Here is a 24,622-nt window from a genome sequence, read left to right as displayed (position 1 = left end):
ACCCTAGAAATGTTGATATAACAACGTTTCTAGGGTCTAATCCAATGCTCTTTAAAGAGCATTTCAATTAACGAGAGTAGAACTCAACAATAAGCGCTTCGTTAATTTCCGGAGCAAGCTCAGAGCGCTCTGGAAGACGAGTGAATGTACCTTCAAGCTTTTCAGCGTCGAAAGTAAGGTACTCAGGAACGAAGTTGTTTACTTCTACAGATTCTTTGATGATAGAAAGGTTTCTTGATTTTTCGCGAACACCGATTGTTTGACCAGGTTTTACTTGGTAAGACGGAATGTCAACGCGGCTTCCGTCAACAAGGATGTGACCGTGGTTAACTAATTGGCGTGCCTGACGGCGAGTGCGCGCAAGACCAAGCTTGTACACAACGTTATCAAGACGTGCATCTAAAAGAATCATGAAGTTTTCGCCGTGTTTACCAGTCATTTTTGCAGCTTTGTCAAACAATGTGCGGAATTGACGTTCGTTTACACCGTACATGTGACGAAGTTTTTGCTTTTCTTGCAATTGCAAACCGTATTCTGATAGTTTTTTACGCTGTCCCGGACCGTGGGGACCTGGTGCGTAAGGGCGTTTTTCTAATTCTTTACCTGTACCGCTAAGAGAGATTCCTAAGCGGCGGGACAGTTTCCATGATGGACCTGTATAGCGAGCCATAATGTGACTCCTCCTTTGGTTTTATTTTGTGGAAAATAAAAACCGTCTGTTCGATCCGACCGTGCACATTTTGTTTTCATGTATCCTCGCTCCAGCAGCAGAGAGTTACACGATACACCTTACAGCTAAGGAACAAAATGCAAACACAGAAGCTGAACAAAAAGGCTGCAATATTTCACACAAAGAACATTATATGATTTTTCTCCGCCGCCGTCAACCATTTCTCCATGAAGACTGCCGGTTTATGATATAATGTACAAAAATGAGTAGTACATGTTTAGGTGATAAAAATGAAAAAACAAACAATCGATGAAGTGACGGCCTTTCATCAGAAAATGCTTTCTTTTTTCTTAACGAAATCTGAATCCGTCTCATTATCCGACTCGCTGTTATGGCTGGCCTCAGCTCTAGAATCCTGCTTTACATCTCTTTCATTGACCCTTTCACCGGCTGAATCAGCACGTTTCACCATAAAAACAGAAGAGGAACCGAATTATGCTCCGCTGAAAGAGAGTGACGGCCGTTTTATGATCAGGAATCAGACGTCCGGCAGATCCTTTTATCTGCGCACGGAAGGCGGGCTGCCGATCCCGGAATCATTGCCTGAGCTCGTTACTCAATTTATCAATCAATCTGTGAGACAGAGCGGGCTGTTTGACAAAACAAAGCATCAGCGGAAAATCCACAGAATGACAGAAATGTTCCATTCGCTTTTAGATCAGGATGAAGTATTGGAAAAACTGCAGGCGAGTTTGAGGAAGGCTTTCCAGTCTTTCCGTTTTTCACTGTTCATCTCGCAGGACCAGGATACGGACAGACAGCTCCCCGCAAAAGAATTGCATATGGACGGAGAAGACGCCGATCAGTTTGCCCTGCAGGTGTTTTTATCAGGCAGAATGCTCAGGAAAGGCAGGTCATCTGCTTACCTGCCGATCAAAGGCCAGCAGGGGACTTACGGGGTTCTGAAGACGGAGGGAATGCAGGACGCCGCGCTTTCGTGCAGCACGCTGAGTGAAATGCTGCTGCTTACGGGCGCAGCGGGAAAAGCATTTGAAAATGCGCAGCTGTATGAGCAATCGAAAAAAAGCATTGCGAATCTTGAGCTCATTAATGAAACATCGCGCCAGCTGAATCAGCGTCTCAGGCTCACTGATACGATGCGGGAGCTCGCCGCCATCATGACCCAATCGTTTTACGCCGAAGAAGTGGCTTTTTTTCATATTGATCATTTTGAGACGCAAAATCTGCTTCCCGGACATACCGCCTTTTTTAAGACAGAACGTGCCAACCCGTATATCAGCATTGTGAAAGAAAAGCTGTTCGAGGGAGAAAAGGGTGTGTTTATCGGCAGCGGAAAGACCGTATTCGGCGAAAATGGCTACGGTTCGCTGATGGCGGTGCCGATGATCGAAAATGACACCGTCTTCGGATTTGCGATTTTATTGAAAAAGGATTTGTATGCTTTTACGTTTGAAATGTATAAGCTTTTTCAGGCGCTCATTCACCATGCGACATTGGCTGTAACGAACTCCATGCTGCGCGACAGGCTTGAGCATCTTGTTCAGACAGACCAGCTGACGGAGCTGTATTCAAGAACCTATTTAGATGAGAAAATTCAATACAGCATGAAAATCCATAAACGGGGTGTATTTATCCTCGTTGATATCGATAATTTCAAACACATTAATGATACATACGGACATCAAACGGGAGATTCGATCCTGATTCAGGTGGCCTCCGTTATGAAAAACCATATCCGGGAGCACGATGTTGCCGCGAGATGGGGAGGCGAAGAGCTGGCTGTCTATCTGCCGAACATCAATGTGTCATCCGGAGAGCGCATTGCCAAAAGGCTCGTCCGCGCCATCCGGGAAAACACCGAGCCGCGCGTAACGATTTCCTGCGGCGTTTCCTGCTGGTCAAAGACTGGCCCTAAGCCGTTGAAAATGCTCGTTCAGCAAGCGGACGAGGCGCTTTATATCGCCAAACGGAGCGGTAAAAACCGGCTGATTATCCATCAAAACAGCACGGCGACGTAAAAAAGGAGCCGGCCTGCGGGCCGAACTCCTTTTTTATCCTAATCGTTTTTCAAGCGTTTCAACAAACTTTGCTAAATAGGTTTCGTCCGTTTCATCAAAACGGTTTTTCACGGGGCTGTCAATGTCCAGCACACCGATCACTTCTCCGTTTACGCGGATCGGGAGGACGATTTCTGACTGGGAAGCCGCGTCACAGGCAATGTGTCCCGGGAACGCATTCACATCGGCAATCCGCTGCACGGCGCCGTTGGAGTAGGCAGTGCCGCATACGCCTTTGCCGAACGGAATGCGCACACAGGCAGGAAGTCCTTGAAATGGTCCGAGTACAAGCTCGCCCTCTTTAGCGAAGTAAAACCCCGCCCAATTGACCTCATGTAATGAATGGTATAAAAGCGCTGACGCATTCGCGTAATTTGCGATCGCATCCGTTTCATCTTCTGTCATGGCTTCGAGCTGTTTAAGCAGAAGCTGATAACTTTTTTCTTTATCTCCGGACTGTTTTTCGACATGAAACATGGAAAACCCTCACTTTTTCTATAATATCAAACAAAGTTCCGGCCGTTCTGCCGGCATTTGTCGAGAAGTTCTTACAGGAACGGCGCCTTTCTGCTTGAATTGTAAACACATAAAGGGGTGAGCCGTATGAAAGTAAGCACCAAAGACAAAATTATTAACGCCGCTGTCCTGCTGTTTAACCAAAAAGGCTATTCCGGCACGTCCGTCCGTGAAATCGCAAAGTCAGCTGATGTAAATGTTGCGCACATCTCCTACTATTTTAAAGGGAAAGGCGGATTAATGGAACATTTAGTTTCCGAGTTTTACGAAGGCTATACTGAAGCGCTGGAAAAAGCCGCCGGCAGTGTGAACGGTGAAGACGCGCAGGAACGCATCCTGCGGGTGATTTTCGATATTTTATCCTATCAGCACGATCATCGTCAATTAACACGTTTTGTGTATCGGGAAGTGACGATTGATTCCGTGCTTATCAGGGAAATTATGTCTACTTACTTAATGAAAGAAAAATATATTTTCCAGCTGGTGATTGAAGAAGGGCAGTCACGCCACAAACGGCTGACGCTGCCCGTGCCGCATTTTATTCTGCAATTGAAATCCCTCTTGATGATGCCGTATCTCCAGCCTCAATATATTACGGAGGTGCTCTATATGCAGCCTCATGAGCCGTACTTTTATAAAAGGTATTTTGAAGAGGTGAAGATTTGGATCGAAAGCGTGTTCCGCCGTCCCGATGCGGCGCTTATGAAGTGACGATGCTTTTGTACGTTTCATAGGAACTGCCGACATCTTCCGCTTGATGGGCATCCGACCCGAATATGAGCGGGATTTTTTTTTGCTTCGCCGTCTCAGCCATCCAATCCTCTATATATACTTCCCCGGCAAACTTCTTTCTGAGTCCGGATGTATTCACATCCAGCTCCATTCCGTGCTCTTTCACGGCGTCAAGACAGCGGGCCGCAAGCTCTCTTATTTGAGGTGACATGCTGTAAGGGAAAAGGCGCGCGAATTTTTTGACGAGCGTGATATGGCCGACCCGTTTTGGCTTAAATGGTCCGAGCGGTGTTACAATGGAAGAATACACAGTTTTGTAGTATTGCTCATATACGGCTTCAACGCTGCCGAAGTGCGCGGCCAGCTGCTGAAACGCATGCTCATCAAAATCAAGGCATATATAAGACGGACCGGCCTTCAAAAAATGAACGGATAAAATGCCGTCATCCAGTGAGGGGCCGTATGTGTTAAGAAACGCCGCGGTTTCTTCTTCATACCCTGTGATAAAATCGGTTTCAAGCCCAGTCAGAATGCTGATCTGCCCCTTGTATTCCTTTTTCAGCTGTGACAGCCGCTCCAAATAAATCTCCAGCTGTCTGAGATCCATTGCGCTGTCTTGAAGCGGTACAGGATCTTGAAAAGACGGGGGAAGGGGGGCATGCTCTGTAAATGTGATCGAGTCAAAGCCTTTTTCCAGGGCTTTTTCGACATATTGTTTCAGCGTGTCTTCCGAGCCGTGAGGGCAAAAAGGCGTGTGGATATGAGCGTCTCGTTTTTCCATTTGTGTCACTCCATTAAAAAATTGCAGAATCCTGCCGAAATTATGCAAAAAGTTTTTGATTTCTGGTCAAAAAATGTTGGTTACATGGTATCATAATAACAATGAAAACGACAGATTTTCTCAATACATATATTGAAATCTTTCTGAATACATAAAACACCCTGACAGATTAAGAGAACAACAAGGGGGCTCATTATGGAGTTAGTCATCGGATTATTGGTTATACTGCTCGCGCTCTTTGCGGCGGGCTACTTTTTCAGGAAAAAAATTTATACGGAAATTGACCGGCTGGAGTCATGGAAGATTGAAATTTTAAACCGTTCGATAGTGGAAGAAATGTCCAAGATCAAACATCTGAAAATGACCGGAGAGACGGAAGAGTTCTTTGAAAGATGGCGTGAAGAGTGGGATGAAATTGTCACAGCCCATCTGCCGAAAGTAGAAGAGCTCCTTTATGATGCCGAAGAGAACGCCGACAAATACCGGTTTAAAAAAGCGAATCAGGTGCTTGTCCACATCGACGACCTCCTCACCGCCGCTGAATCAAATATAGAAGGCATATTGCGTGAGATCAGCGACCTTGTGACGAGCGAGGAAAAAAGCCGCGGAGAGATTGAACAGGTGCGTGAGCGGTATTCAAAAGCGCGGAAAAACCTTCTGGCGTACAGCCATCTCTACGGTGAGCTTTATAACAGCCTGGAGACGGATCTCGATGAAATTTGGAGCGGCATAAAAGAGTTTGAAGAAGAGACGGAAGGCGGCAATTACATCAAAGCGAGAAAAGTGCTGCTTGAACAGGACCGTAGGCTGGATCAGCTTCAAACATACATAAATGACGTTCCCAAATTGCTCGCGGACTGTAAACAGACCGTGCCGAACCAAATTGCCAAGCTGAAAGACGGCTACCGGGAAATGACGGAAAAAGGCTACAAACTGGAGCATATTCAAATCGAAAAAGAGCTGGAAACACTCACAAATCAAGTGAAACGGGCCGAAAACGCGCTTTTGGAAGAATTGGATGTCGACGAAGCATCCGCCATTCTTCAGCTGATTGATGAAACCATTCAATCGATGTATGAACAGCTGGAAGGCGAAGTGGAAGCCGGTCAGTCCGTCTTAAGCAAAATGCCTGAACTGATCATCGCGTATGAGAAGCTTGAGGACGAAAAAGAGCGCACAAAAACCGAAACAGAGCTCGTCAAGGAAAGCTATCAGCTGACGGCGGGAGAAATCGGCAGACAGAACGCGTTCGAAAAACAGATGGAAACAATCGGCCGGCTTCTTGAGCAGGCGAGAGAAAAACTCGACGGTGAGCATGTCGCTTACTCACTGCTGATTGAGGAAGTCGAAGCCATTGAAAAACAGATGGAAGAGGCTCAGAAAGAACATGCCGAATACCGTGAAAATCTGCAGGCGCTCAGAAAAGAAGAACTGCAGGCGCGGGAAACGCTGACGTATCTTCGGAAAACCATTTCTGATACGGCCAGAATGCTGCAAAAAAGCAACGTGCCGGGGATTCCCGAGCAGGTCAAGGACAAGCTGGAGACGGCAAATCATCATATAGAAGAAACCGTCAGCCAATTGGAAGAGCTGCCGCTGAACATGGAGGAAGCCGCCAAACACCTTACCGAAGCTGAAAAGATGGTTGAAGAAGTCAGCGAAGAGGCGAAGGAACTTGTCATTCAGGTGAAGCTTATTGAGCGGATCATTCAGTACGGCAATCGCTTCCGAAGCCAGAATCACATTTTATCTGAACAGCTGAAAGAAGCTGAACGGCTGTTTTACGCTTACAGCTATAATGAAGCTTATGAGATGGCGGCAGAAGCTGTTGAAAAAGCAGCTCCCGGCGCCGTGAAAAAAATTAAAGCTGATCAATCCGCTTCATAGCCGTACAGGCAAAAACTGCTCCTCTGATGTACATCAGAGGGGCAGTTTTTTTGTTTCTCACGGAATATAAAAAGCGCCTGCGGCTGATATCGTCAAGCCGCAGACGCTGAATGTTACGATTTCACTTTATTTAATTCGATAGGAGGGCTGGTAAAAAGCGTGATAATGCAGCCGATGAGCGCTCCGGCGATTCCGGGAAGCACCCAGCCGATTCCCATGTTGTAAAGCGGAAGATTTGCGTTTAAGAATGAATCTAATGATCCGAGCGGAATGCCGGCTGCCTTCAAGCCGTCCAGAATGCTGAAGAGCCCCGTTCCGATCAGGCAGGCGATATAAACTTCCCGTCTTTCCTTAAAGATTTTATCAATAAAGGAAAGGACGATAATGACAATCGCCAGCGGATAAATGGCTGATAAAATAGGAACTGAAAATGCAATGATCTCAGCAAGCCCGAAATTTGAAATCGCCAGGCTGAAGAGCGTGACAATCGTAACCACCATTTTGTATGATAAAGCGGGAATCAATTTTGAAAAATATTCGCCGCAAGATGTAACAAGCCCGATGCTTGTCGTTAAACACGCAACGGTGATGGCAGAGCCGAGAACGATGTTGCCCAGTGAACCGAACAGGTAATCAGATGAAGCTGATAAAATCTTTGCGCCTTCGCCGAGCGGCCCTACAGCGTCCGTGCTTGTCGCTCCCAAATAGGCCAAAGATAAATAAATGAATGTCAAACCTGCCGCTGCTATAAGACCCGCTTTAATACAAGCGGCCGCGAGCGCTTTACGCTGGGTGACGCCCCTGCTTTTAACAGCGTTGACGACAACAACACCGAAGACGATCGAAGCGAGCGCATCCATTGTTTTATAGCCTTCCAAAAATCCTTTGAATACCGGTGTTCCGGAATATGCCTGATGTACGGCGCCCAGTCCGCCCATCGGAGTGACAATGGCTTTTACGACGATGATTAAAATAATACCGAATTTAATAGGAGTCAAAATCTTTCCGACTCTATCCACGATTTTGGAAGGATTAAGAGCTAAATAATACGTAATGGAAAAAAAGATTAGCGTGAAAACAAATAACGACAGTCTTTCGGGAACACCATGCAAAAACGGAACTGCACCGATTTCATATGAAACGGTTCCGGTTCTCGGAATCGCAAAAAGCGGTCCGATTGATAAATAAAGCACAACGGTGAAAATAGTGCCGAATACCGGATGAGCTTTATCGGCAAGCCCTTTTGCATCTTTACCCGTTAATGCGATGGCGATGATACCCAAAAGCGGCAGACCAACGCCGGTCAGTAAGAAACCGCCCATCGCTTTCCAGACATTATGCCCAGCCGCTTGTCCAAGCTCCGGCGGATATATCATATTTCCTGCCCCGAAAAAAAGTGCGAAAAGCATGAAACCGATAATAACGGTATCTTTGACAGGTAGTGAGTGTTTCATAAAAGTCCTCCTAAATACTATGTTGAAATATTCTGTCAATTAATTGTCAGACAATATAACAAAACGAACATTACTTATTATATGGCAATGTACAGAGAAGTCAATACTCGATTTATTGCGAATTTATATTTACTTTTGTTATGGTAGCATAAATATCATACGATGTACCGTTTTCATAAAAGGAGTAAAAAAAATGATATATTTAGACAACAGCTCAACGACCGAGCCGTATGAAGAGGTATTGGATGTGTACAAACAGACAAGCAGCCGGTATTTCGGCAATCCTTCGTCTTTGCACCGATTAGGAACTGAGACGGAACAGCTCCTTGAAGCGGCCGCTCAGCAAATAAAAAAAACCTTGCGTTTGAAAAATTATGATATTGTATTTACATCAGGCGCGACTGAAGCGAACAACGCTGCGTTAAAGGGAGCCGCCTGGGCAAACATGAGTAAAGGAAAACATATCATTGCTTCAGCGATTGAGCATCCTTCCGTGACGGAAACGCTTGATCAGCTGACAGAGCTGTTTGGCTTTGAAGTCACATATCTTCCGGCCGACCAAGACGGCATCGTTTCTTTAGAAGATGTAAAAGCGGCCATCAGGCCGGACACAATACTCGTCAGCGTTATGCATGTCAATAATGAAGTCGGCTCTATTCAGCCCGTCAAAGAAATCGGAGGGCTGTTAAAACAGCACCGGAATATTCTGTTTCATGTTGATCATGTACAGGGCATTCATAAAGTCCCGCTGTCTATAGAAGAAGCGGGTATCGACCTTTGCACCATTTCAGGGCATAAATTTCACGGCTTAAAAGGAACCGGGGCGCTTATCGTCAAAAAGGGAACGCGGCTCATTCCGCTTATGACGGGCGGCACCCAGCAAAAAGGCATTCGTGCCGGGACAGAACATACAGCAGGCGCCGTTTCCCTTGCGAAAGCGGTCAATCTTTCTGCACGTGATATGAATGAGCGGCTTTCTTCTATGGAGGCGGCTAAGAATGCGCTGATGGAAAGGCTGAGCGGGACGGACGGGATCGTCATCAACACTCCCGTAAAAAACAGCGCCCCGCATATCATTAATTTTTCCGTTCCGGGCGTCAAGGCGGAAGTGCTGCTGCACATGCTTGAGGAAAAAGGAATATATGTCTCCACAACCGCGGCATGTTCGGCAAGAGAGCACAAGCCGAGCCGTGTTCTTCTGCAAATGAATAAAGGCGAACAGATTGCATCAAGCAGCATCAGAGTCAGCCTGAACTTCAGCCACACGGCTGATATTACAGAACCGTTTATGGCCGCGCTGGCGCCGGCTGTTCAAAAACTAAAAAAAATGATGAGGTAGCAAATGAATTACGATCATATTTTAATCCGTTTTGGTGAAATATCCACAAAAGGAAAAAACAGACGCAGTTTTATTGAGAGATTAAAACAGAATATCCGCCTGGTATTAAAGGATTATAAAAAGGTAAAATACTTTTCAAACCGGGATCGGATGTCAATTACACTTAATGGAGAAAACCCGGAGGAAATTTGTTCCTTATTAAAGAATATATTCGGCATTCAGAGCTTCAGTCTCGCCATTAAATGCGAAAGCAAGCTTGAAGAGATTAAAAAAACGGCATTAGCCGCGATGGAAGGCCAATATAAGCCGGGGAATACGTTTAAGGTCGAGACCAAACGGGCTTACAAGCAGTTTGAATTAGATACGAATGCGATGAACGCTGAGATCGGCGGCCATATTTTGAAAAACACGGATGGATTAACCGTCGATGTGAAAAATCCCGATATTCCGCTTCGGATTGAAATCAGGGAGGAAGCCACATTCCTGACCATCCGTAACGAAAAAGGCGCCGGAGGCCTTCCTGTCGGTTCCGCGGGGAAAGCGATGCTGATGCTTTCCGGCGGTTTTGACAGTCCGGTTGCCGGCTTTTACGCGATGAAACGGGGATTATCAGTGGAGGCCGTGCACTTCTTCAGCCCGCCGTATACGAGCGAACGGGCAAAGCAGAAAGTCATGGACCTCGCGGGATGCCTCGCAAAGTTCGGAGGCAGTATGACGCTTCATATCGTGCCGTTTACAAAGACGCAGGAGCTCATCCAAAAACAAATTCCGGAAAACTATACGATGACGGCGACGCGGCGTCTCATGCTGCAGATCGCGGACAGAATCAGAGAAGAACGAAAAGCGCTCGCGATCATTACGGGGGAAAGCCTCGGCCAAGTGGCAAGCCAGACGCTTGAGAGCATGTATGCGATCAATGCCGTAACGGCAACGCCGATTTTGCGTCCTCTGATCGGAATGGACAAAACAGAAATCATCGAGAAATCAAAAGAAATCGGCACTTATGAAACAAGCATTCAGCCGTTTGAGGACTGCTGCACCATCTTTACGCCGCCAAGTCCGAAAACACGCCCGAAAAAAGAAAAAATCGAGCATTTCGAAAGCTTTGTTGATTTTGAACCGCTGATTGCAGAGGCAGCAGCCGGTATTGAAACCATTACTGTTTACTCAGAACAAGAAGCTCACGATAAATTTGCCGGCCTGTTTTAGAACTGTATACAATTACCAAAGTTTTTTTGAATGAGGACATGTGTTTTATCACATTCTATACTCACAAGGAGGTGATACACATGTCACAACAATCAAACAGCGGAAACAGCAACCAGCTTTTAGTGCCAGGAGCTGCACAAGCTATCGACCAAATGAAGTATGAAATCGCTTCTGAATTCGGTGTAAACCTTGGACCGGAAACAACTTCTCGCGCCAACGGTTCTGTCGGTGGAGAAATCACAAAACGTCTTGTTTCTTTTGCTCAGCAAAGCATGGGCGGAAGCAGCCAGCAGCAGTTTTAATCACAACTTCACATAATGGCTAAGAGAGCGGGGAAATCCCCGCTCTTTTTTCATGAATAAAGCTAGAAGGCATGAAGCAATTTATGCATATCTTTATTGTTACGTCCTATGTTTATGTATAATAGGGAAAGAAAGTGAGGAGTTGTTCGTGTTAAAACGAGAAGATTTAATCGCCCCAAAGAACTATAACCTAGTAAATGAAATCGAAAAGTTCAGCCGTTCCAAAGAGAAGAACGCGCTTATTTGGGAAGATCAAACAGGCAGTAAGAAAGTCTGGACATATGAAAAACTGATGGAAGAAACGAATAAAATCGGAGCCCGCCTGAAAGGTCTCGGATTTGAAAAAGGCGATAAGCTGATTGTCATGGTTCCGAGAGTGCTTGAAGCGTATGCTGTGTATTTAGCGATCTTAAAAGCGGGGATGGTCGTCATTCCTTGCTCGGAGATGCTTCGCGCCAAAGATTTGGACTACCGCATTAAACACGCCGAAGTGAAAGGCGTTATCGTTTATCCTTCATTTATAAACGCGTTTGATGAGGTGAAAACCGATCAGCTCGTGACATTGGCCATTGGTGAAAATGATGCCGGCTGGAAAAACCTCTTAACGATTGAAGCGGACGGAGACAGTTTTCAAACCGCTGATACAACTAGAGAGGACATGGCGTTTTTATCCTATACTTCAGGAACGACCGGCCAGCCTAAAGGCGTTGTACATACACATGGCTGGGCTTTTGCCCATTTAAAAACATCCGCCGGTGCATGGCTGGATATTTCTGAAGACGATACAGTCTGGGCCACCGCGGCGCCCGGCTGGCAGAAATGGGTGTGGAGCCCGCTGCTTGCCGTTCTGGGAAGCGGCGCAACAGGATTTATTTATCACGGCAGATTCGACGCCAAGACGTATCTGGAGATGCTTGAGCGCCATCAGATCAATGTCTTCTGCTGTACGCCGACTGAATACCGCCTGATGGCCAAGGTGGAGGAATTGGACAAGTATGACCTTTCTGCCCTTCACAGCGCAGTTTCTGCGGGTGAACCTTTGAACAGGGAAGTCATTGACATCTTCCTGAAACATTTCGGCATTAAAGTGAGAGACGGCTACGGCCAAACGGAGAGCACTCTGTTAGTCGGCGTCCTGAAGAATATGGACATTAAGCCCGGAAGCATGGGGAAACCGACACCGGGAAATCAAGTAGAAATTATAAACGATGAAGGCGAAATATGTGAAATAGGCGAAACGGGCGATATCGCCGTGCACTTGAGCACACCGGCCTTATTCAAGGAATATTATAAAGACCCTGAAAGAACGAAGAAGCAGATTCGCGGAGATTACTTTTTGACAGGCGACCGCGCGAAAAAAGACGAGGACGGCTACTTTTGGTTTGAAAGCCGCAATGATGACATTATCGTCAGCTCCGGATATACAATCGGGCCTTTTGAAGTGGAAGACGCGCTCGTCAAGCATCCGGAAGTGAAAGAATGCGCCGTCGTGGCGAGCCCGGATGAAATCAGAGGTTCAATCGTAAAAGCTTATGTCGTTTTACAAAACGATGAGAAGCGCAGTGACGAACTTGTTAAAGAACTGCAAAACCACGTAAAAACGATTACGGCGCCTTATAAATATCCGAGAGAAATTGAATTTGTCGAAAGCCTGCCGAAAACGGCATCCGCAAAAATCAGACGGGTAGAGCTGAGACAGCGTGAAGAACGGCTGAAGGCGGATAAAAAAGCTTAATACAGAAAAAGGGTGAGCGGGGATGAAAGCGATTTGGCACGGCGGCACCATCTATACAATGCTTGACGAAAACCATGTCACTGAAGCCGTCTATACCGAAGACGGCATCATCAGACAGACGGGCAGCTTTCAGGAGCTCTGCGAGACATACGGTTCGCCTGATACGGAGGAAATCGACTTACATGGGGCTGTCATGTTTCCTGGTTTTACAGACAGTCATATGCATTTGATCGGACACGGTGAGAAACAGCTCCGCCTTGATTTGTCACAGCTGAAGTCAAAAGAAGCGATACTGCAGGCTGCAAAAGAAGCAGAGCGTGAATTGGAAGATGGCGAATGGCTGATCGGCGAAGGCTGGGATGAAAATCTGTTTGAACAGCCGGTTTATGTAACGAAGCATGACCTTGACCCGCTCTTTCCCGATCGCCCCGTCCTGCTGAAGCGGGTATGCAGGCACGCCGCTGCAGTCAATTCGGCCGCATTGCGCGCGGCGGGGATTACAAACGATACACCTGATCCAAACGGCGGGATTATCGTCCGGGACAGCGTCGGTCCGACAGGCCTTCTGCTGGATAAAGCCCAAGAGCTTGTGACTCAGGCTCTTCCGCCCGTCTCGCTTCACTATGTCAAACGCGCTCTTCAAACGGCAATCACGGACTGCTGGTCAAAAGGCCTGACCGGCGGGCATTCCGAGGATCTGGCATACTACGGAGACGCGTCCGTTCCCGTTGCCGCGTACGAGTCGTTAACAGGCAGCGGCCTGTTCCCTTTTCGGGCACATCTGCTTGTTCATCACGAAGCCGTCGACAGGTGGAGCGCTCTGGACAAAAGGACAGGGCCTTATCTGGAATACGGAGCGATGAAAATCTTCGCAGACGGCGCGCTCGGCGGCAGAACGGCCCTGTTGAAAAAGCCTTATCATGATGATCCGTCTGTTTCCGGCGTTCAGGTGCACGATGACGAAACCCTTGCCGCTCTTGTTTATAAAGCGAGACAGAAAGGGATGGAGATCGCCGTGCACGCGATTGGCGACCTTGCATTTGAAAAGGTGCTCGATGTGATCGAAAGATACCCGGCAAAGCCCGGACAGCTAGACAGGCTCATTCATGCGCAAGTATTAGATCACGGTTTGATGGAAAGAGCCGCCCGGCTTCCGATCGGCCTTGATCTTCAGCCGCATTTTGTGGCCAGTGATTTTCCGTGGGTGATTGACAGGCTCGGAGAAGAGCGGATGAAAACCGCTTTTGCCTGGAAAACCCTGCTGTCGAAAGGGCTGCTGTGCGCCGGAGGTTCAGATGCCCCGATAGAACCGGCAGATCCCATTCTGGGCATTCAATCGGCTGTGCTCCGTACAAGCAAGCAGCACCCGGAAGGTCCGGCCTATTATGAAAAAGAGTGCCTGACCGTGTACGAAGCCATTCAGCTTTACACGGAGGGAAGCGCGGCAATCATCCATAAAGAACATAGCCGCGGACGGATAGCTTCCGGCTATGATGCCGACTTTACCGTTCTCAGCGGCGATCCGTTTAAAACGGACCCGAAAAAGCTTCATGAATTGGATGCTGTCAAAACCGTCGTCGGCGGCCGTATCGTATATGAAAAAGAGGACAGGCGTTAATGCCCGTCCTCTTTTTTTATGATAAAAATGAGCGCTTTACTTTTTCCCAGAAAGAGTTGTCCTTCAGTTTGACCGTTTTGATTTTTTTATCGGATAGTGTAATCTCAACCTTTTTGACATTTCTCGTGCTGAGCGCTTCATTATCAAGTCCGATAATCGGATGCTCATTGCCGTCCTGCACCACCTGCAGTGTCAGCTTCCGGTCCGCGCTTAAAATAAACGAAGATCCGAGGGTGCGATATGTGTTGTTATTCAAAGAGGCCAGTTCGGATACCTGCATGCAGGAAATCAAAGGATCAACAACAGCGCCTGAAACGGATTTATTGTAGGCGGTGCTGCCTGTCGGGGTGGAAATGATCATGCCGTCGCCCCTGAAGGTCTCGAAGTGAAGATCATCAATTAACACATCCATCACAAACGTTTTAATAATGCTTGAACGGATGGAAACCTCGTTTAAACAGTGAAAATGATTGCTGCCGTCCACTGTTACGTGAATGAGCGGGTATTTTCTGACCTCAAGCTGTTCCGCGGTCATGCTGTCCGCCATTTTTTCAGGCTCATCGCTGTGAAAATCACAGTACAAATGGGCTTTTCCTTTTTTAGCGATGCCGACATACAGGCAGTCATCACGGAATCCGGTTTTTCTGACGGCCTGCAGAAATGAGCCGTCGCTGCCGATGCTGGCGATAATCCCGGCATCCTCCGGTTGGGCCGCAACTGTAAAACCGTGCGATTTGGCAAGCTGCTTCAGAGAGCTGACTTGTTCTTTTGTTTCGTTGTCTTGTTTGTGAAAAAAATAAACATTGCGGCGAAGATCGGTCATATCTCCATTCCCCTTTGCTGTCATATTTACGTTTTTCTCCCATCAGATATTGTGTTAAAATACCTGTGGCAATAGTGTAACATGTTTCCTGTTTATCCGTTAAGTGAAAGCGCTTCATGAAAAAAGTGAATCTTTTTTTCCAGGAGAACGTACGAATAGTGACAGAAAAGGAGGCAGAATAAATGAATGCAAAAAGATGGATTGCGCTCGTCATCGCTATCGGCATTTTCGGCGTATCAGTCATTGCAAGTGTGACTGTCGGGGTGCTGAAAAATGTCGGAGATACAGGGTCTGACTTTGCATCCCTGACAGATGACACAGAGGAAGTGACGCTTGATAAGGGAAGCCCCGGCAGTAAAATCGCCGTGCTTGAAGTGGACGGCACGATTGAGGATAACGGGGAGTCCGCAGGCCTGCTCAGCTCAGGCGGGTATGATCACAGATCATTTTTAAAACAAATAGAGCGTGCGAAAGAAGATAAAAGCGTCAAAGGAATTGTCCTGAAAATCAATTCCCCAGGCGGAGGCGTGTATGAAAGCGCGGAAATACATAAAAAACTGGAAGAACTAAAGAAAGAAACGAAGAAACCGATTTATGTATCCATGGGCTCCATGGCGGCATCGGGAGGCTACTACATCTCAACGGCCGCTGATAAAATCTATGCTTCACCGGAAACGCTCACCGGCTCACTCGGCGTCATCATGGAAAGCGTCAATTATTCTAAGCTCGCTGATGAACTCGGCATCAAGTTTGAAACCATCAAAAGCGGCGCGCATAAAGACATTATGTCACCGACCCGCGACATGACGAAGGAAGAAAGAAAGATCATGCAGACGATGGTCAATGATTCGTATGAAGGGTTTGTCAATGTCATTTCAAAAGGCCGGCACATGTCAAAAGCAGATGTGAAAAAAATTGCCGACGGCCGTGTTTATGACGGCAGACAAGCGAAAAAAATCGGCCTAGTTGATGATCTCGGTTTTTACGATGATACGATCAGCGCGATGAAAAAGGACCATAAAAATATGAAAAACGCTTCAGTCATCACGTACGAGGAAGGATTCGGATTAGGCTCGCTCTTTTCCATGAGCGCAGCGAAAATGTTTAAAAGCGAAATTGATTTTCTGAATATGAAAGAGCTTATTTCGCAATCCGGTTCGCCGCGGATGATGTATCTCTATGCAAAGTAGGGGGGAAGAAAGAATGGACGCAACTTACGAAGGCTTTCACGGCAAAGAAGAGGAAGCCGAGCAACACGGGACGCTCGACCCGGCTTACGCGGGCTTTTGGATCCGGTTTTGGGCGTTTCTTCTCGATTGGCTGGTGATCTGGGGGCTTAATCATATCATCGTTTCACCGGTGTTCACACTGATGAATTTACCGAAAACAAGCGGAATGTTTACAATCTCAGCCTATTCCGTCACAACTTTGATCGTCTACCTCGCCTATTTTGTGTTCATGACAAAATGGTTTCATCAGACACTCGGCAAAATGGTCTTCGGGTTAAAAGTCACTTCTTTGACGCCCGGAAAACCGCTGACATGGGGCACCGTCATTTTCAGGGAAGCAGTGGGGCGTTATATCGATAAAATCTGGATTCTTTATATTGTCATTGCGTTTACGCCTAAGAAGCAGGGAATTCATGATCTTATTGCCGACACAACGGTGATTCACGAAGCACTGTACCGCAAATAAAAGCAATAAACCCGGATAAACATCCGGGTTTATTTTTTTTGGTTTTGGCGATAATGCAGCTAAGGAAGTGAAGCTTATGGGATATGCCGCAGCAGCTGTTATTCTCATTCTCATTTTGTTCTGGCTGCTCATGAGGATGAAAATCCATCTGACTTTCGAATATCTGCATGATAAAGATAACGACAAAATGACGTTTAAACTCTCTGCCTTATACGGGCTGATCCGTTTTAAAAAAACGCTGCCCGTTATTAAAGTAAACAGCGAAGATGCGTCAATTGATGTCAAGCAAGACACAAAATCTAAAATAAAGGGTCAGCAAAAAGAGAAGAAAAAAATCACATATGAAGATGTCAAACAGACCATTCACAGAATAGAAATGATTCTGCATCAGGTCGTCAGAATGCGTCAAATCGGCGCCTCATTTCTTGCGGGAGTCCGCGTGACGAAGTTCGAATGGGTGACGGTTATCGGAATAAAGGACGCCGCCGTTACGGGAATCGCCGCCGGCGGCTTGTGGGCCGTAAAGGGAGGCATTACGGCGTTGCTGTATGACCATCTGCGTTTTATACATAAACCGGTGTGCGAAGTCATTCCGTCTTTTCAAGTGCCTGCATCCAAGACGCATTTGCAGTGTATATTCTTTTTTCGTTTTGGACATCTTATAGGTGCAGCTTTCAAATTGCTCAAATACGGGCGGAACGGACTTTCTATCATACGAAAGAAACAGCCGGTTCCGGCTGCTTCAAAGAATGATTCATCAGTTTAAGGAGGAGCGCACATGGCAGACCATCCCATTCAAGGTTTAATGAAAACCGCTATGGAAAATTTGAAAGAAATGATCGACGTGAATACAATCATCGGTGATCCGGTTGAAACGCCTGACGGCAGCGTAATCTTAACGGTTTCAAAGGTCGGCTTCGGATTTGCGGCGGGCGGAAGCGAGTTTGGAGCAAAACCGGCTGAAAAAAGAACCGAGGACGACGAAAGAAAAGAGCAGAAGCTCCCGTTCGGCGGCGGAAGCGGCGGCGGAGTATCCATTACGCCGATTGCGTTTCTGATTGTCGGAACAAACGGCGTGCGTATGCTTCATTTAGACGAGAACACCCATTTGATTGATAAACTGTTAGACTCCGCGCCTCAAACGATTGAACGCATCCAGCATATGTTTAAAAAAAATGAAAAAGGCCGGAACCAAAAAAGAACGGATATTGATTTATAACAGAAAAGTTAACTGCCGCCCGCAGTTAGCTTTTTTTACGATGCGGCATAACCTTTGCAGTTTGCATAAAACTCGACTATGATAGAGCTATACATAGATAAGGGAGGAATCAGAATGGCTGAGATTACATTTAAAGGCGGAGCCGTGACGCTGATCGGACAAGAAGTGAAACCGGGTGACCAAGCTCCTGACTTCACGGTTTTGACAAACGGATTAGAAGAGAAGACATTAGCAGATATGAAAGGGAAAGTAACAATCATATCCGTTATTCCTTCCATTGACACGGGCGTATGTGACGCGCAGACGCGCCGCTTCAACGAAGAAGCAGCAAAACTCGGCGATGTGAACGTTTATACAATCAGCGCCGACCTCCCGTTTGCACAAGCGCGCTGGTGCGGAGCGAACGGAATCGACAAAGTTGAAACATTATCGGATCATAAAGAGATGTCATTTGGTGAAGCATTCGGTGTTTACATCAAAGAACTTCGTCTTTTGGCGCGTTCCGTATTCGTTCTTGATCAGGACGGAAAAGTCGTTTATGCGGAATACGTAAGCGAAGCGACAAACCACCCGAATTATGAAAAGCCTATCGAAGCTGCAAAAGCATTAATTAAGTAAAGAGAGAAAAAGAGCTCCGGGTGCTGCCGCGGAGCTCTTTTCATGGCAAGGAGGAAACAGCATGCAACACGACCATGTCGGTCAGATTTATGAACTTTTAGATGAAGCCGCCCAAGTAATAGCAGAAGGCCTTCAGCTGTCTTATATTGAGGGGCTTGCGGAAGCGGGAGAGATGTATTTTCTCGAAACGGCCGAACAGCTTCGGCTTCAGGAAAAACAAACCGAACAGCTTAACAGCCTGCTTGCGAAAGCAGACTTCAAACAATGGGAGCCTGAATGGATCCGCAAGGCGTTTCAGCTCGCCATTTTAAAAGGACTGAAAGATAAATCCCATCCGAACAGACAGATGACGCCTGATACGATCGGCCTTTTCATCAGTTACCTCGTGAATAAATTTACGGGCGGCCAAAAAGGCCTGACATTGCTGGACCCCGCCTGCGGCACCGGAAACCTTCTATTGACCGCGGCAAACCAGCTTTCTGACAAAGCGGCAAAAAGCTTCGGCATTGAAATTGATGATGTCCTTCTGAAGATCGCTTATGCCCAGGCGAATCTGCAGGAAAAAGAAATGGAGCTGTTCTGCCAGGACAGTCTTCAGCCGTTATTTATCGAACCGGCTGATGCGGTCCTCTGCGATTTGCCGGTCGGCTATTATCCGAATGACGAAGGCGCAGAAGCGTTTGAGCTGAAAGCGGATGAAGGCCACTCATTTGCCCACCACTTATTCATTGAGCAGAGCGTCAAGCATACAAAACCGGGCGGATACTTGTTTTTTATGATTCCGAACCATCTGTTTGACAGCGCCCAAAGCGATAAACTGAAGCGGTTTTTTGCGGAAAAAGTGTATATCAACGCCCTTCTTCAGCTGCCGGCTACTCTGTTTAAAGACGAAGCGCAGGCAAAGAGCATTTTAATTTTGCAGAAAAAAGGCGAAGGCGCAAAGCCGCCGAAACAAACGCTTCTGGCCAACCTTCCTTCCTTCGCGAACCAGCAGGCGATGCGTGAGATGATGGCAAAATTGGATCAATGGATTCAAAAAGAAAAATAATGGCGAAAAAGCAGGGTGGTGACGCAAAATCCCGCACTGCTTTTTGCTTTTGAAAATGAATGGATATCAGGGTGCTGACACAACTTAAGGAAAGAACATAACATTCCGTAAGACCGAGCCGTCCATTTGGCACAGTGTGGATTTATCAGAAAATAACGACTTCATTTTGTAAGCGGTACCAATATGGATGTTGACTTGAAATGCTGAGTTGACAATGTTTAAATGGAAAAGTCAGATATTTTTTGGACTGCAGTTACGGTCTGGGAAAAAAGAACGAAACAAACGAAGAAGAATTTTGATAGGAGCGTCATTTATGTCTAAAATTATTGCAATTAACGCAGGAAGCTCATCTTTAAAATTTCAGCTATTCGAAATGCCTTCAGAAAAGGTGCTAACAAAAGGTTTAGTAGAACGGATCGGTATCGCCGACAGCGTTTTCACAATCTCTGTTAACGGCGAAAAAAATACAGAAGTGACAGATATTCCGGATCATGCGGTCGCGGTGAAGATGCTGCTTCACAAGCTGACTGAATTCGGTATTATAAAGGATTTAAATGAAATTGACGGAATCGGCCACCGTGTTGTTCACGGCGGAGAAAAATTCAGCGATTCTGTTTTGCTTACGGATGAAACAATCCGTGAGATTGAAGAGATTTCAGAACTTGCGCCGCTTCACAACCCGGCTCACATCGTCGGCATTAAAGCCTTTAAAGAAGTGCTTCCGGATGTACCTGCGGTTGCAGTATTTGATTCGGCGTTCCACCAAACGATGCCTGAGCAATCTTACTTGTACAGCCTTCCGTATGAATACTACGAGAAATACGGCATCCGCAAATACGGTTTCCACGGCACATCTCATAAATACGTGACACAGCGCGCAGCTGAGCTTCTCGGCCGTCCGCTTGAAGACTTGCGCCTGATTTCCTGCCACCTGGGTAACGGAGCAAGTATCGCAGCCGTCGAAGGCGGAAAATCAATTGATACGTCAATGGGCTTCACACCGCTTGCGGGTGTTGCGATGGGAACGCGTTCAGGGAACATCGACCCTGCCTTGATTCCGTACATTATGGAAAAAACGAATCAGACGGCTGATGAAGTATTAAATACATTAAATAAAAAGAGCGGACTGCTTGGCATATCCGGTTTCTCAAGTGACCTTCGCGATATCGTGGAAGCTTCAAAAGAAGGCAACGAAAGAGCGGAAACGGCGCTTGAAGTGTTCGCAAGCAGAATCCATAAATACATCGGTTCTTACGCTGCGAGAATGAGCGGGGTTGACGCGATTATTTTCACTGCCGGTATCGGTGAAAACAGCGTTGAAGTCAGAGAACGCGTGCTTCGCGGCTTAGAATTCATGGGCGTTTATTGGGACCCTGCGCTGAACAACGTGCGCGGCGAGGAAGCGTTTATCAGCTACCCGCACTCTCCTGTCAAAGTCATCATTATTCCGACTGATGAAGAGGTCATGATCGCGCGCGACGTTGTCCGCCTTGCACAATAATGATCGACAAAAAGCACATCCTTAAAGGATGTGCTTTTCTATTGAATGCCGAAGCGCCAAACGTTACGATATGCTTAGTACATAAATGATGAGGTGAAACAATGAGTGTGCATGAACATAAACAGGAGGCCCCGTCAGCGGTGCGCTGCAAAGTGATCACAGTCAGCGACACGAGAACGAAAGAAACCGATAAAAGCGGGCGCGTCATGATGGATTTCATCAGGGAAGCGGGATTTGAGACGATCGCTTATGACATCGTAAAAGATGAGAAAGGTGAATTGCAGAAAGCCGTTTTATCCGGCTGTATGGATGAATATACAGATGCGGTGCTGTTAAACGGAGGGACGGGCATTGCCGAAAGGGATGTCACCATTGAAGCGGTCACGCCGCTGTTTTCAAAAGAGCTCCCGGGATTCGGCGAGCTGTTCCGCATGCTGAGCTATACGGAGGACATCGGTTCCGCGGCCATTTTGTCCAGAGCGGCAGCGGGCGTGATCCAAAATACCGCAGTCTTCTGCACGCCGGGCTCCTCAGGCGCCGTCAAGCTTGCCATGAAGAAACTGATTATTCCTGAACTGCCCCATGTGCTCCGGGAGATCCGAAAAGACTTATAAATGTATAAAAAGGCTTTGCTCCGCTCAAAAAAATGGGTGGAGTTTTTTTTATAAAAAGCTTGAAAAAACAAAATTTACTTGTTACAGTGTATACATACAAAATGCATTTTTATTAATTAAAACTAATTTTTATACAAAAGGAGCTTTTAACATGGCAGAACAGAAAAAGGTTGTATTGGCATACTCAGGAGGTCTTGATACTTCTGTAGCGATAAAATGGCTGCAAGAACAGGGATACGATGTTATTGCATGCTGCTTAGACGTAGGGGAAGGAAAGGATTTGGCATTCGTTCAGCAAAAAGCGCTGGAAGTAGGCGCTGTAAATTCGTACGTGATTGATGCAAAAGAAGAATTCGCCCAAGAGTACGCGCTTATTTCTATGCAGGCTCATACAATGTATGAAGGCAAGTATCCGCTCGTATCTGCACTGTCCCGTCCGTTAATCGCGAAAAAACTCGTTGAAGTCGCGGAAAAGGAAAACGCAGTGGCCGTGGCGCACGGCTGTACAGGAAAAGGCAATGATCAGGTTCGTTTTGAAGTATCCATTAAATCATTAAACCCTGATCTGGAGGTCATCGCTCCGGTCCGTGAGTGGCAATGGTCGCGTGAAGAAGAAATTGAATACGCTGCAAGCCGCGGCATACCGATTCCGATCAATCTTGACAGCCCTTATTCCATCGACCAGAATCTGTGGGGCCGCGCCAATGAATGCGGTATATTAGAAGACCCGTGGGCGGCGCCGCCTGAAGGGGCATATGACCTGACAGCATCTCTAGAAAATACGCCGGACGTTCCTGAAATCATCGAAATCGCATTTGAAGCCGGTGTGCCGGTTTCAATCGACGGTGTATCCTACCCGCTTGCTGATTTGATTCTCAAGCTGAACGAGACTGCCGGAAAACACGGCATCGGCCGGATTGACCATGTCGAAAACCGCCTGGTCGGCATTAAGTCCCGTGAAGTTTATGAATGCCCGGGCGCAATGACTTTGATTACGGCTCACAAAGAGCTTGAGGATCTGACTTTAGTGAAAGAAGTGGCTCATTTCAAGCCGGCAATTGAACAAAAACTGTCTGAAATCATCTATAACGGTTTATGGTTCTCACCGTTAAAAGACGCGCTGCTTGCATTCCTGAAAGAAACCCAAAAGCACGTCACCGGCGTTGTGCGCGTCAAGCTGTTTAAAGGCCATGCCATTGTAGAAGGACGCAAGTCGGAATATTCTCTCTACGATGAAAAACTGGCGACATATACAAAAGACGATGCGTTTGACCATCATGCGGCAATCGGCTTTATCGAGCTTTGGGGACTGCCGACAAAAGTAAACAGCATTGTGAAAAAGAAGGAGCAGATTGAAGCATGAAGAAGCTTTGGGGAGGCCGTTTTCAAAAAACACCGGAAAAGTGGGTCGATGAGTTCGGTGCATCCATCACATTCGACCAAAACTTAGTCAAAGAGGATATTACAGGGTCTCTCGCTCATGCGGCAATGCTGAAAAAATGCGGCATTCTGACGGAGGAAGAAGAAGGCGCCATCCGTCAAGGACTGCAGACCCTCCTGCAAAAAGCAGAGGAAGGAACGCTTGAATTCTCTGTTGATTATGAAGATATTCATTTGAACATTGAAAAAATGCTGATTGAAGAAATCGGACCGCTCGGCGGAAAGCTCCATACAGGCAGAAGCCGGAACGACCAAGTGGCGACAGACATGCATCTATATTTGAAAGATCATGTCTCCCATATCATCGGGCTGATTGAACAGTTCCAAAAAGCGCTGATCGAAAAAGCAGAGGCCAATGTCGAGACCATTCTGCCGGGGTACACCCATTTGCAGCGGGCCCAGCCGATTTCTTTCGCCCACCATCTGCTCGCCTATTTTTGGATGCTTGAACGGGATAAAGAGCGTTTCCGTGACGCGCTGAAGCGGATTAACATATCGCCTCTCGGATGCGGGGCGCTTGCCGGAACGACGTTTCCGATAGACCGCAGCTATTCGGCGGAGCTGCTCGGTTTTGACTCCATTTATGAGAACAGTCTTGACGGGGTCAGCGACAGAGATTTTATTCTCGAGTTTTTAAGCAGCAGCAGTATGCTGATGATGCACCTTTCACGCTTCTCGGAAGAAATCATTCTATGGTGCTCGCAGGAATTCAGATTCATTGAATTGGATGATACGTACGCAACGGGAAGCAGCATGATGCCGCAGAAGAAAAACCCGGACATGGCGGAGCTGATCCGCGGAAAAACCGGACGCGTATACGGTGATATGATGGGGCTTTTCACGATTATGAAAGGGCTCCCGCTCGCATACAACAAAGACCTTCAGGAAGATAAAGAAGGTATGTTTGACACGGTGAAAACCGTTGAAGGAAGCCTTCAGATTTTTACGGGCATGATTGAAACGATGACCGTAAACAAAGACATCATGAAACAGGCGACAAAACAAGATTTTTCAAACGCGACGGAACTTGCCGATTATTTAGCCAAAAAAGGCATGCCGTTCAGAGAAGCGCACGAAGTGGTCGGCAAGCTTGTGTACAGCTGCATTGAAAAAGGAATCTATTTAAGTGATATGGCATTTGAAGAATTCCTTCAAGCCAGCAGTCTCTTTGAAGAAGATATTTATACCGTGCTTGATCCGCACCATGCGGTTGAAAAAAGAATGAGCGCCGGCGGAACGGGCTTTCAGCAGGTAAAACAGGCGCTCATAAAAGCAAAAGCCTGCGCCGGCGTTTAATTTGCTAAAATTTCCTTCATATTTTCCCGTCATATCAGACACGCTAC

General features: G+C 46.8%; 23 protein-coding genes. 18 read left to right on the top strand and 5 right to left on the bottom strand.

Translation table 11 applies throughout. The features are described from left to right. Positions 1-67: 67 nt before the first annotated feature. A complete protein-coding gene (gene rpsD / locus AC1DN5_RS09855; RefSeq protein ID WP_003152406.1) occupies positions 68-670 on the bottom strand; it encodes a 30S ribosomal protein S4 in 603 nt (200 codons plus the stop codon). 290 nt (positions 671-960) lie between these two features. On the opposite strand from rpsD, the gene AC1DN5_RS09850 reads away from it, so the two are divergent. Continuing rightward, on the top strand, positions 961-2,709 hold the full coding sequence (locus AC1DN5_RS09850) for a sensor domain-containing diguanylate cyclase (protein ID WP_045926823.1): 1,749 nt from the start codon (positions 961-963) through the stop codon (positions 2,707-2,709). 33 nt (positions 2,710-2,742) lie between these two features. Here the strand turns inward: AC1DN5_RS09850 and AC1DN5_RS09845 are convergent, their stop codons facing one another. Continuing rightward, positions 2,743-3,225 carry a GAF domain-containing protein gene (locus AC1DN5_RS09845; RefSeq protein ID WP_016938571.1) on the bottom strand — a complete coding sequence of 161 codons (483 nt, stop codon included), beginning with the start codon at positions 3,223-3,225 and terminating at the stop codon, positions 2,743-2,745. 126 nt (positions 3,226-3,351) lie between these two features. Here AC1DN5_RS09845 and refZ point away from each other — a divergent pair, with 126 nt between their 5' ends. Continuing rightward, on the top strand, positions 3,352-3,975 hold the full coding sequence (gene refZ, locus AC1DN5_RS09840; protein WP_016938572.1) for a forespore capture DNA-binding protein RefZ: 624 nt from the start codon (positions 3,352-3,354) through the stop codon (positions 3,973-3,975). Here the strand turns inward: refZ and hisJ are convergent. Beyond that, complete coding sequence (gene hisJ / locus AC1DN5_RS09835) at positions 3,965-4,777, bottom strand: histidinol-phosphatase HisJ (protein ID WP_366969081.1); 813 nt, start codon at positions 4,775-4,777, stop codon at positions 3,965-3,967. The two genes, refZ and hisJ, sit on opposite strands and share 11 nt — an antisense overlap. Positions 4,778-4,972: 195 nt before the next feature. On the opposite strand from hisJ, the gene ezrA reads away from it, so the two are divergent. After that, entirely contained in the window at positions 4,973-6,664 is a 1,692-nt protein-coding gene (ezrA, locus tag AC1DN5_RS09830) for a septation ring formation regulator EzrA (RefSeq protein WP_366969082.1), read from the top strand. 113 nt (positions 6,665-6,777) lie between these two features. Here ezrA and brnQ read toward each other — a convergent pair whose 3' ends face one another. After that, positions 6,778-8,118, bottom strand: a complete 1,341-nt coding sequence (gene brnQ / locus AC1DN5_RS09825) for a branched-chain amino acid transport system II carrier protein (RefSeq protein WP_016938575.1) — start codon at positions 8,116-8,118, stop codon at positions 6,778-6,780. A 193-nt stretch (positions 8,119-8,311) separates the two neighbouring features. On the opposite strand from brnQ, the gene AC1DN5_RS09820 reads away from it, so the two are divergent. The 5 genes from AC1DN5_RS09820 to AC1DN5_RS09800 all read left to right on the top strand — a co-directional run bounded on the left by AC1DN5_RS09820 (position 8,312) and on the right by AC1DN5_RS09800 (position 14,321). Continuing rightward, positions 8,312-9,457: a cysteine desulfurase family protein gene (locus AC1DN5_RS09820; protein ID WP_366969083.1), complete on the top strand. Its 1,146-nt coding sequence runs from the start codon at positions 8,312-8,314 to the stop codon at positions 9,455-9,457. 3 nt (positions 9,458-9,460) lie between these two features. Continuing rightward, complete coding sequence (gene thiI / locus AC1DN5_RS09815) at positions 9,461-10,666, top strand: tRNA uracil 4-sulfurtransferase ThiI (RefSeq protein WP_016938577.1); 1,206 nt, start codon at positions 9,461-9,463, stop codon at positions 10,664-10,666. A gap of 80 nt (positions 10,667-10,746) precedes the next feature. Continuing rightward, entirely contained in the window at positions 10,747-10,968 is a 222-nt protein-coding gene (locus AC1DN5_RS09810; protein ID WP_007408043.1) for an alpha/beta-type small acid-soluble spore protein, read from the top strand. A gap of 148 nt (positions 10,969-11,116) precedes the next feature. Then, positions 11,117-12,703: an acyl-CoA synthetase MbcS gene (gene mbcS, locus AC1DN5_RS09805; RefSeq protein ID WP_366969084.1), complete on the top strand. Its 1,587-nt coding sequence runs from the start codon at positions 11,117-11,119 to the stop codon at positions 12,701-12,703. 22 nt (positions 12,704-12,725) lie between these two features. Next, positions 12,726-14,321: an amidohydrolase gene (locus AC1DN5_RS09800; protein WP_366969085.1), complete on the top strand. Its 1,596-nt coding sequence runs from the start codon at positions 12,726-12,728 to the stop codon at positions 14,319-14,321. Between the two features lie 16 nt (positions 14,322-14,337). On the opposite strand, the gene AC1DN5_RS09795 is transcribed toward AC1DN5_RS09800, so the two are convergent. Then, on the bottom strand, positions 14,338-15,144 hold the full coding sequence (locus AC1DN5_RS09795; protein ID WP_016938580.1) for an NAD kinase: 807 nt from the start codon (positions 15,142-15,144) through the stop codon (positions 14,338-14,340). A gap of 182 nt (positions 15,145-15,326) precedes the next feature. On the opposite strand from AC1DN5_RS09795, the gene sppA reads away from it, so the two are divergent. The 10 genes from sppA to argH all read left to right on the top strand — a co-directional run bounded on the left by sppA (position 15,327) and on the right by argH (position 24,575). Further along, on the top strand, positions 15,327-16,334 hold the full coding sequence (gene sppA / locus AC1DN5_RS09790; RefSeq protein ID WP_016938581.1) for a signal peptide peptidase SppA: 1,008 nt from the start codon (positions 15,327-15,329) through the stop codon (positions 16,332-16,334). 13 nt (positions 16,335-16,347) lie between these two features. Continuing rightward, a complete protein-coding gene (locus AC1DN5_RS09785; RefSeq protein WP_016938582.1) occupies positions 16,348-16,839 on the top strand; it encodes an RDD family protein in 492 nt (163 codons plus the stop codon). 76 nt (positions 16,840-16,915) lie between these two features. Beyond that, positions 16,916-17,605 (top strand): DUF2953 domain-containing protein, encoded by a 690-nt coding sequence (locus AC1DN5_RS09780; RefSeq protein WP_342008020.1) that lies wholly within the window; start codon positions 16,916-16,918, stop codon positions 17,603-17,605. Between the two features lie 12 nt (positions 17,606-17,617). Continuing rightward, positions 17,618-18,058, top strand: coding sequence for a GerW family sporulation protein (gene ytfJ, locus AC1DN5_RS09775; RefSeq protein ID WP_016938584.1), 441 nt, complete (start codon positions 17,618-17,620; stop codon positions 18,056-18,058). Between the two features lie 114 nt (positions 18,059-18,172). Next, a complete protein-coding gene (gene tpx / locus AC1DN5_RS09770; RefSeq protein WP_007408050.1) occupies positions 18,173-18,676 on the top strand; it encodes a thiol peroxidase in 504 nt (167 codons plus the stop codon). Positions 18,677-18,737: 61 nt separating this feature from the next. Beyond that, a complete protein-coding gene (locus tag AC1DN5_RS09765; RefSeq protein ID WP_264818989.1) occupies positions 18,738-19,724 on the top strand; it encodes a class I SAM-dependent methyltransferase in 987 nt (328 codons plus the stop codon). A 313-nt stretch (positions 19,725-20,037) separates the two neighbouring features. Then, entirely contained in the window at positions 20,038-21,225 is a 1,188-nt protein-coding gene (locus tag AC1DN5_RS09760) for an acetate kinase (RefSeq protein ID WP_016938587.1), read from the top strand. Between the two features lie 101 nt (positions 21,226-21,326). Further along, positions 21,327-21,839 carry a MogA/MoaB family molybdenum cofactor biosynthesis protein gene (locus AC1DN5_RS09755; RefSeq protein WP_016938588.1) on the top strand — a complete coding sequence of 171 codons (513 nt, stop codon included), beginning with the start codon at positions 21,327-21,329 and terminating at the stop codon, positions 21,837-21,839. A gap of 151 nt (positions 21,840-21,990) precedes the next feature. Then, positions 21,991-23,202: an argininosuccinate synthase gene (locus AC1DN5_RS09750; protein WP_016938589.1), complete on the top strand. Its 1,212-nt coding sequence runs from the start codon at positions 21,991-21,993 to the stop codon at positions 23,200-23,202. After that, complete coding sequence (gene argH / locus AC1DN5_RS09745) at positions 23,199-24,575, top strand: argininosuccinate lyase (protein ID WP_016938590.1); 1,377 nt, start codon at positions 23,199-23,201, stop codon at positions 24,573-24,575. The genes AC1DN5_RS09750 and argH overlap by 4 nt, the downstream gene beginning before the upstream one ends. Positions 24,576-24,622 lie beyond the last annotated feature (47 nt).

The organism is Bacillus sp. 01N42_2, from assembly GCF_056399565.1.
Note: the sequence above shows the minus strand (reverse complement) of the source record. Positions and strands in the feature narration are given on the sequence as shown.

What these genes read in the sequence shown, in the direction of transcription:
- rpsD (WP_003152406.1), bottom strand. Translation starts at nt 670, where the DNA reads ATGGCTCGCTATACAGGTCCATCATGGAAACTGTCCCGCCGCTTAGGA.
- AC1DN5_RS09850 (WP_045926823.1), top strand. Translation starts at nt 961, where the DNA reads ATGAAAAAACAAACAATCGATGAAGTGACGGCCTTTCATCAGAAAATG.
- AC1DN5_RS09845 (WP_016938571.1), bottom strand. Translation starts at nt 3,225, where the DNA reads ATGTTTCATGTCGAAAAACAGTCCGGAGATAAAGAAAAAAGTTATCAG.
- refZ (WP_016938572.1), top strand. Translation starts at nt 3,352, where the DNA reads ATGAAAGTAAGCACCAAAGACAAAATTATTAACGCCGCTGTCCTGCTG.
- hisJ (WP_366969081.1), bottom strand. Translation starts at nt 4,777, where the DNA reads ATGGAAAAACGAGACGCTCATATCCACACGCCTTTTTGCCCTCACGGC.
- ezrA (WP_366969082.1), top strand. Translation starts at nt 4,973, where the DNA reads ATGGAGTTAGTCATCGGATTATTGGTTATACTGCTCGCGCTCTTTGCG.
- brnQ (WP_016938575.1), bottom strand. Translation starts at nt 8,118, where the DNA reads ATGAAACACTCACTACCTGTCAAAGATACCGTTATTATCGGTTTCATG.
- AC1DN5_RS09820 (WP_366969083.1), top strand. Translation starts at nt 8,312, where the DNA reads ATGATATATTTAGACAACAGCTCAACGACCGAGCCGTATGAAGAGGTA.
- thiI (WP_016938577.1), top strand. Translation starts at nt 9,461, where the DNA reads ATGAATTACGATCATATTTTAATCCGTTTTGGTGAAATATCCACAAAA.
- AC1DN5_RS09810 (WP_007408043.1), top strand. Translation starts at nt 10,747, where the DNA reads ATGTCACAACAATCAAACAGCGGAAACAGCAACCAGCTTTTAGTGCCA.
- AC1DN5_RS09800 (WP_366969085.1), top strand. Translation starts at nt 12,726, where the DNA reads ATGAAAGCGATTTGGCACGGCGGCACCATCTATACAATGCTTGACGAA.
- AC1DN5_RS09795 (WP_016938580.1), bottom strand. Translation starts at nt 15,144, where the DNA reads ATGACCGATCTTCGCCGCAATGTTTATTTTTTTCACAAACAAGACAAC.
- sppA (WP_016938581.1), top strand. Translation starts at nt 15,327, where the DNA reads ATGAATGCAAAAAGATGGATTGCGCTCGTCATCGCTATCGGCATTTTC.
- AC1DN5_RS09785 (WP_016938582.1), top strand. Translation starts at nt 16,348, where the DNA reads ATGGACGCAACTTACGAAGGCTTTCACGGCAAAGAAGAGGAAGCCGAG.
- AC1DN5_RS09780 (WP_342008020.1), top strand. Translation starts at nt 16,916, where the DNA reads ATGGGATATGCCGCAGCAGCTGTTATTCTCATTCTCATTTTGTTCTGG.
- ytfJ (WP_016938584.1), top strand. Translation starts at nt 17,618, where the DNA reads ATGGCAGACCATCCCATTCAAGGTTTAATGAAAACCGCTATGGAAAAT.
- tpx (WP_007408050.1), top strand. Translation starts at nt 18,173, where the DNA reads ATGGCTGAGATTACATTTAAAGGCGGAGCCGTGACGCTGATCGGACAA.
- AC1DN5_RS09765 (WP_264818989.1), top strand. Translation starts at nt 18,738, where the DNA reads ATGCAACACGACCATGTCGGTCAGATTTATGAACTTTTAGATGAAGCC.
- AC1DN5_RS09760 (WP_016938587.1), top strand. Translation starts at nt 20,038, where the DNA reads ATGTCTAAAATTATTGCAATTAACGCAGGAAGCTCATCTTTAAAATTT.
- AC1DN5_RS09755 (WP_016938588.1), top strand. Translation starts at nt 21,327, where the DNA reads ATGAGTGTGCATGAACATAAACAGGAGGCCCCGTCAGCGGTGCGCTGC.
- AC1DN5_RS09750 (WP_016938589.1), top strand. Translation starts at nt 21,991, where the DNA reads ATGGCAGAACAGAAAAAGGTTGTATTGGCATACTCAGGAGGTCTTGAT.
- argH (WP_016938590.1), top strand. Translation starts at nt 23,199, where the DNA reads ATGAAGAAGCTTTGGGGAGGCCGTTTTCAAAAAACACCGGAAAAGTGG.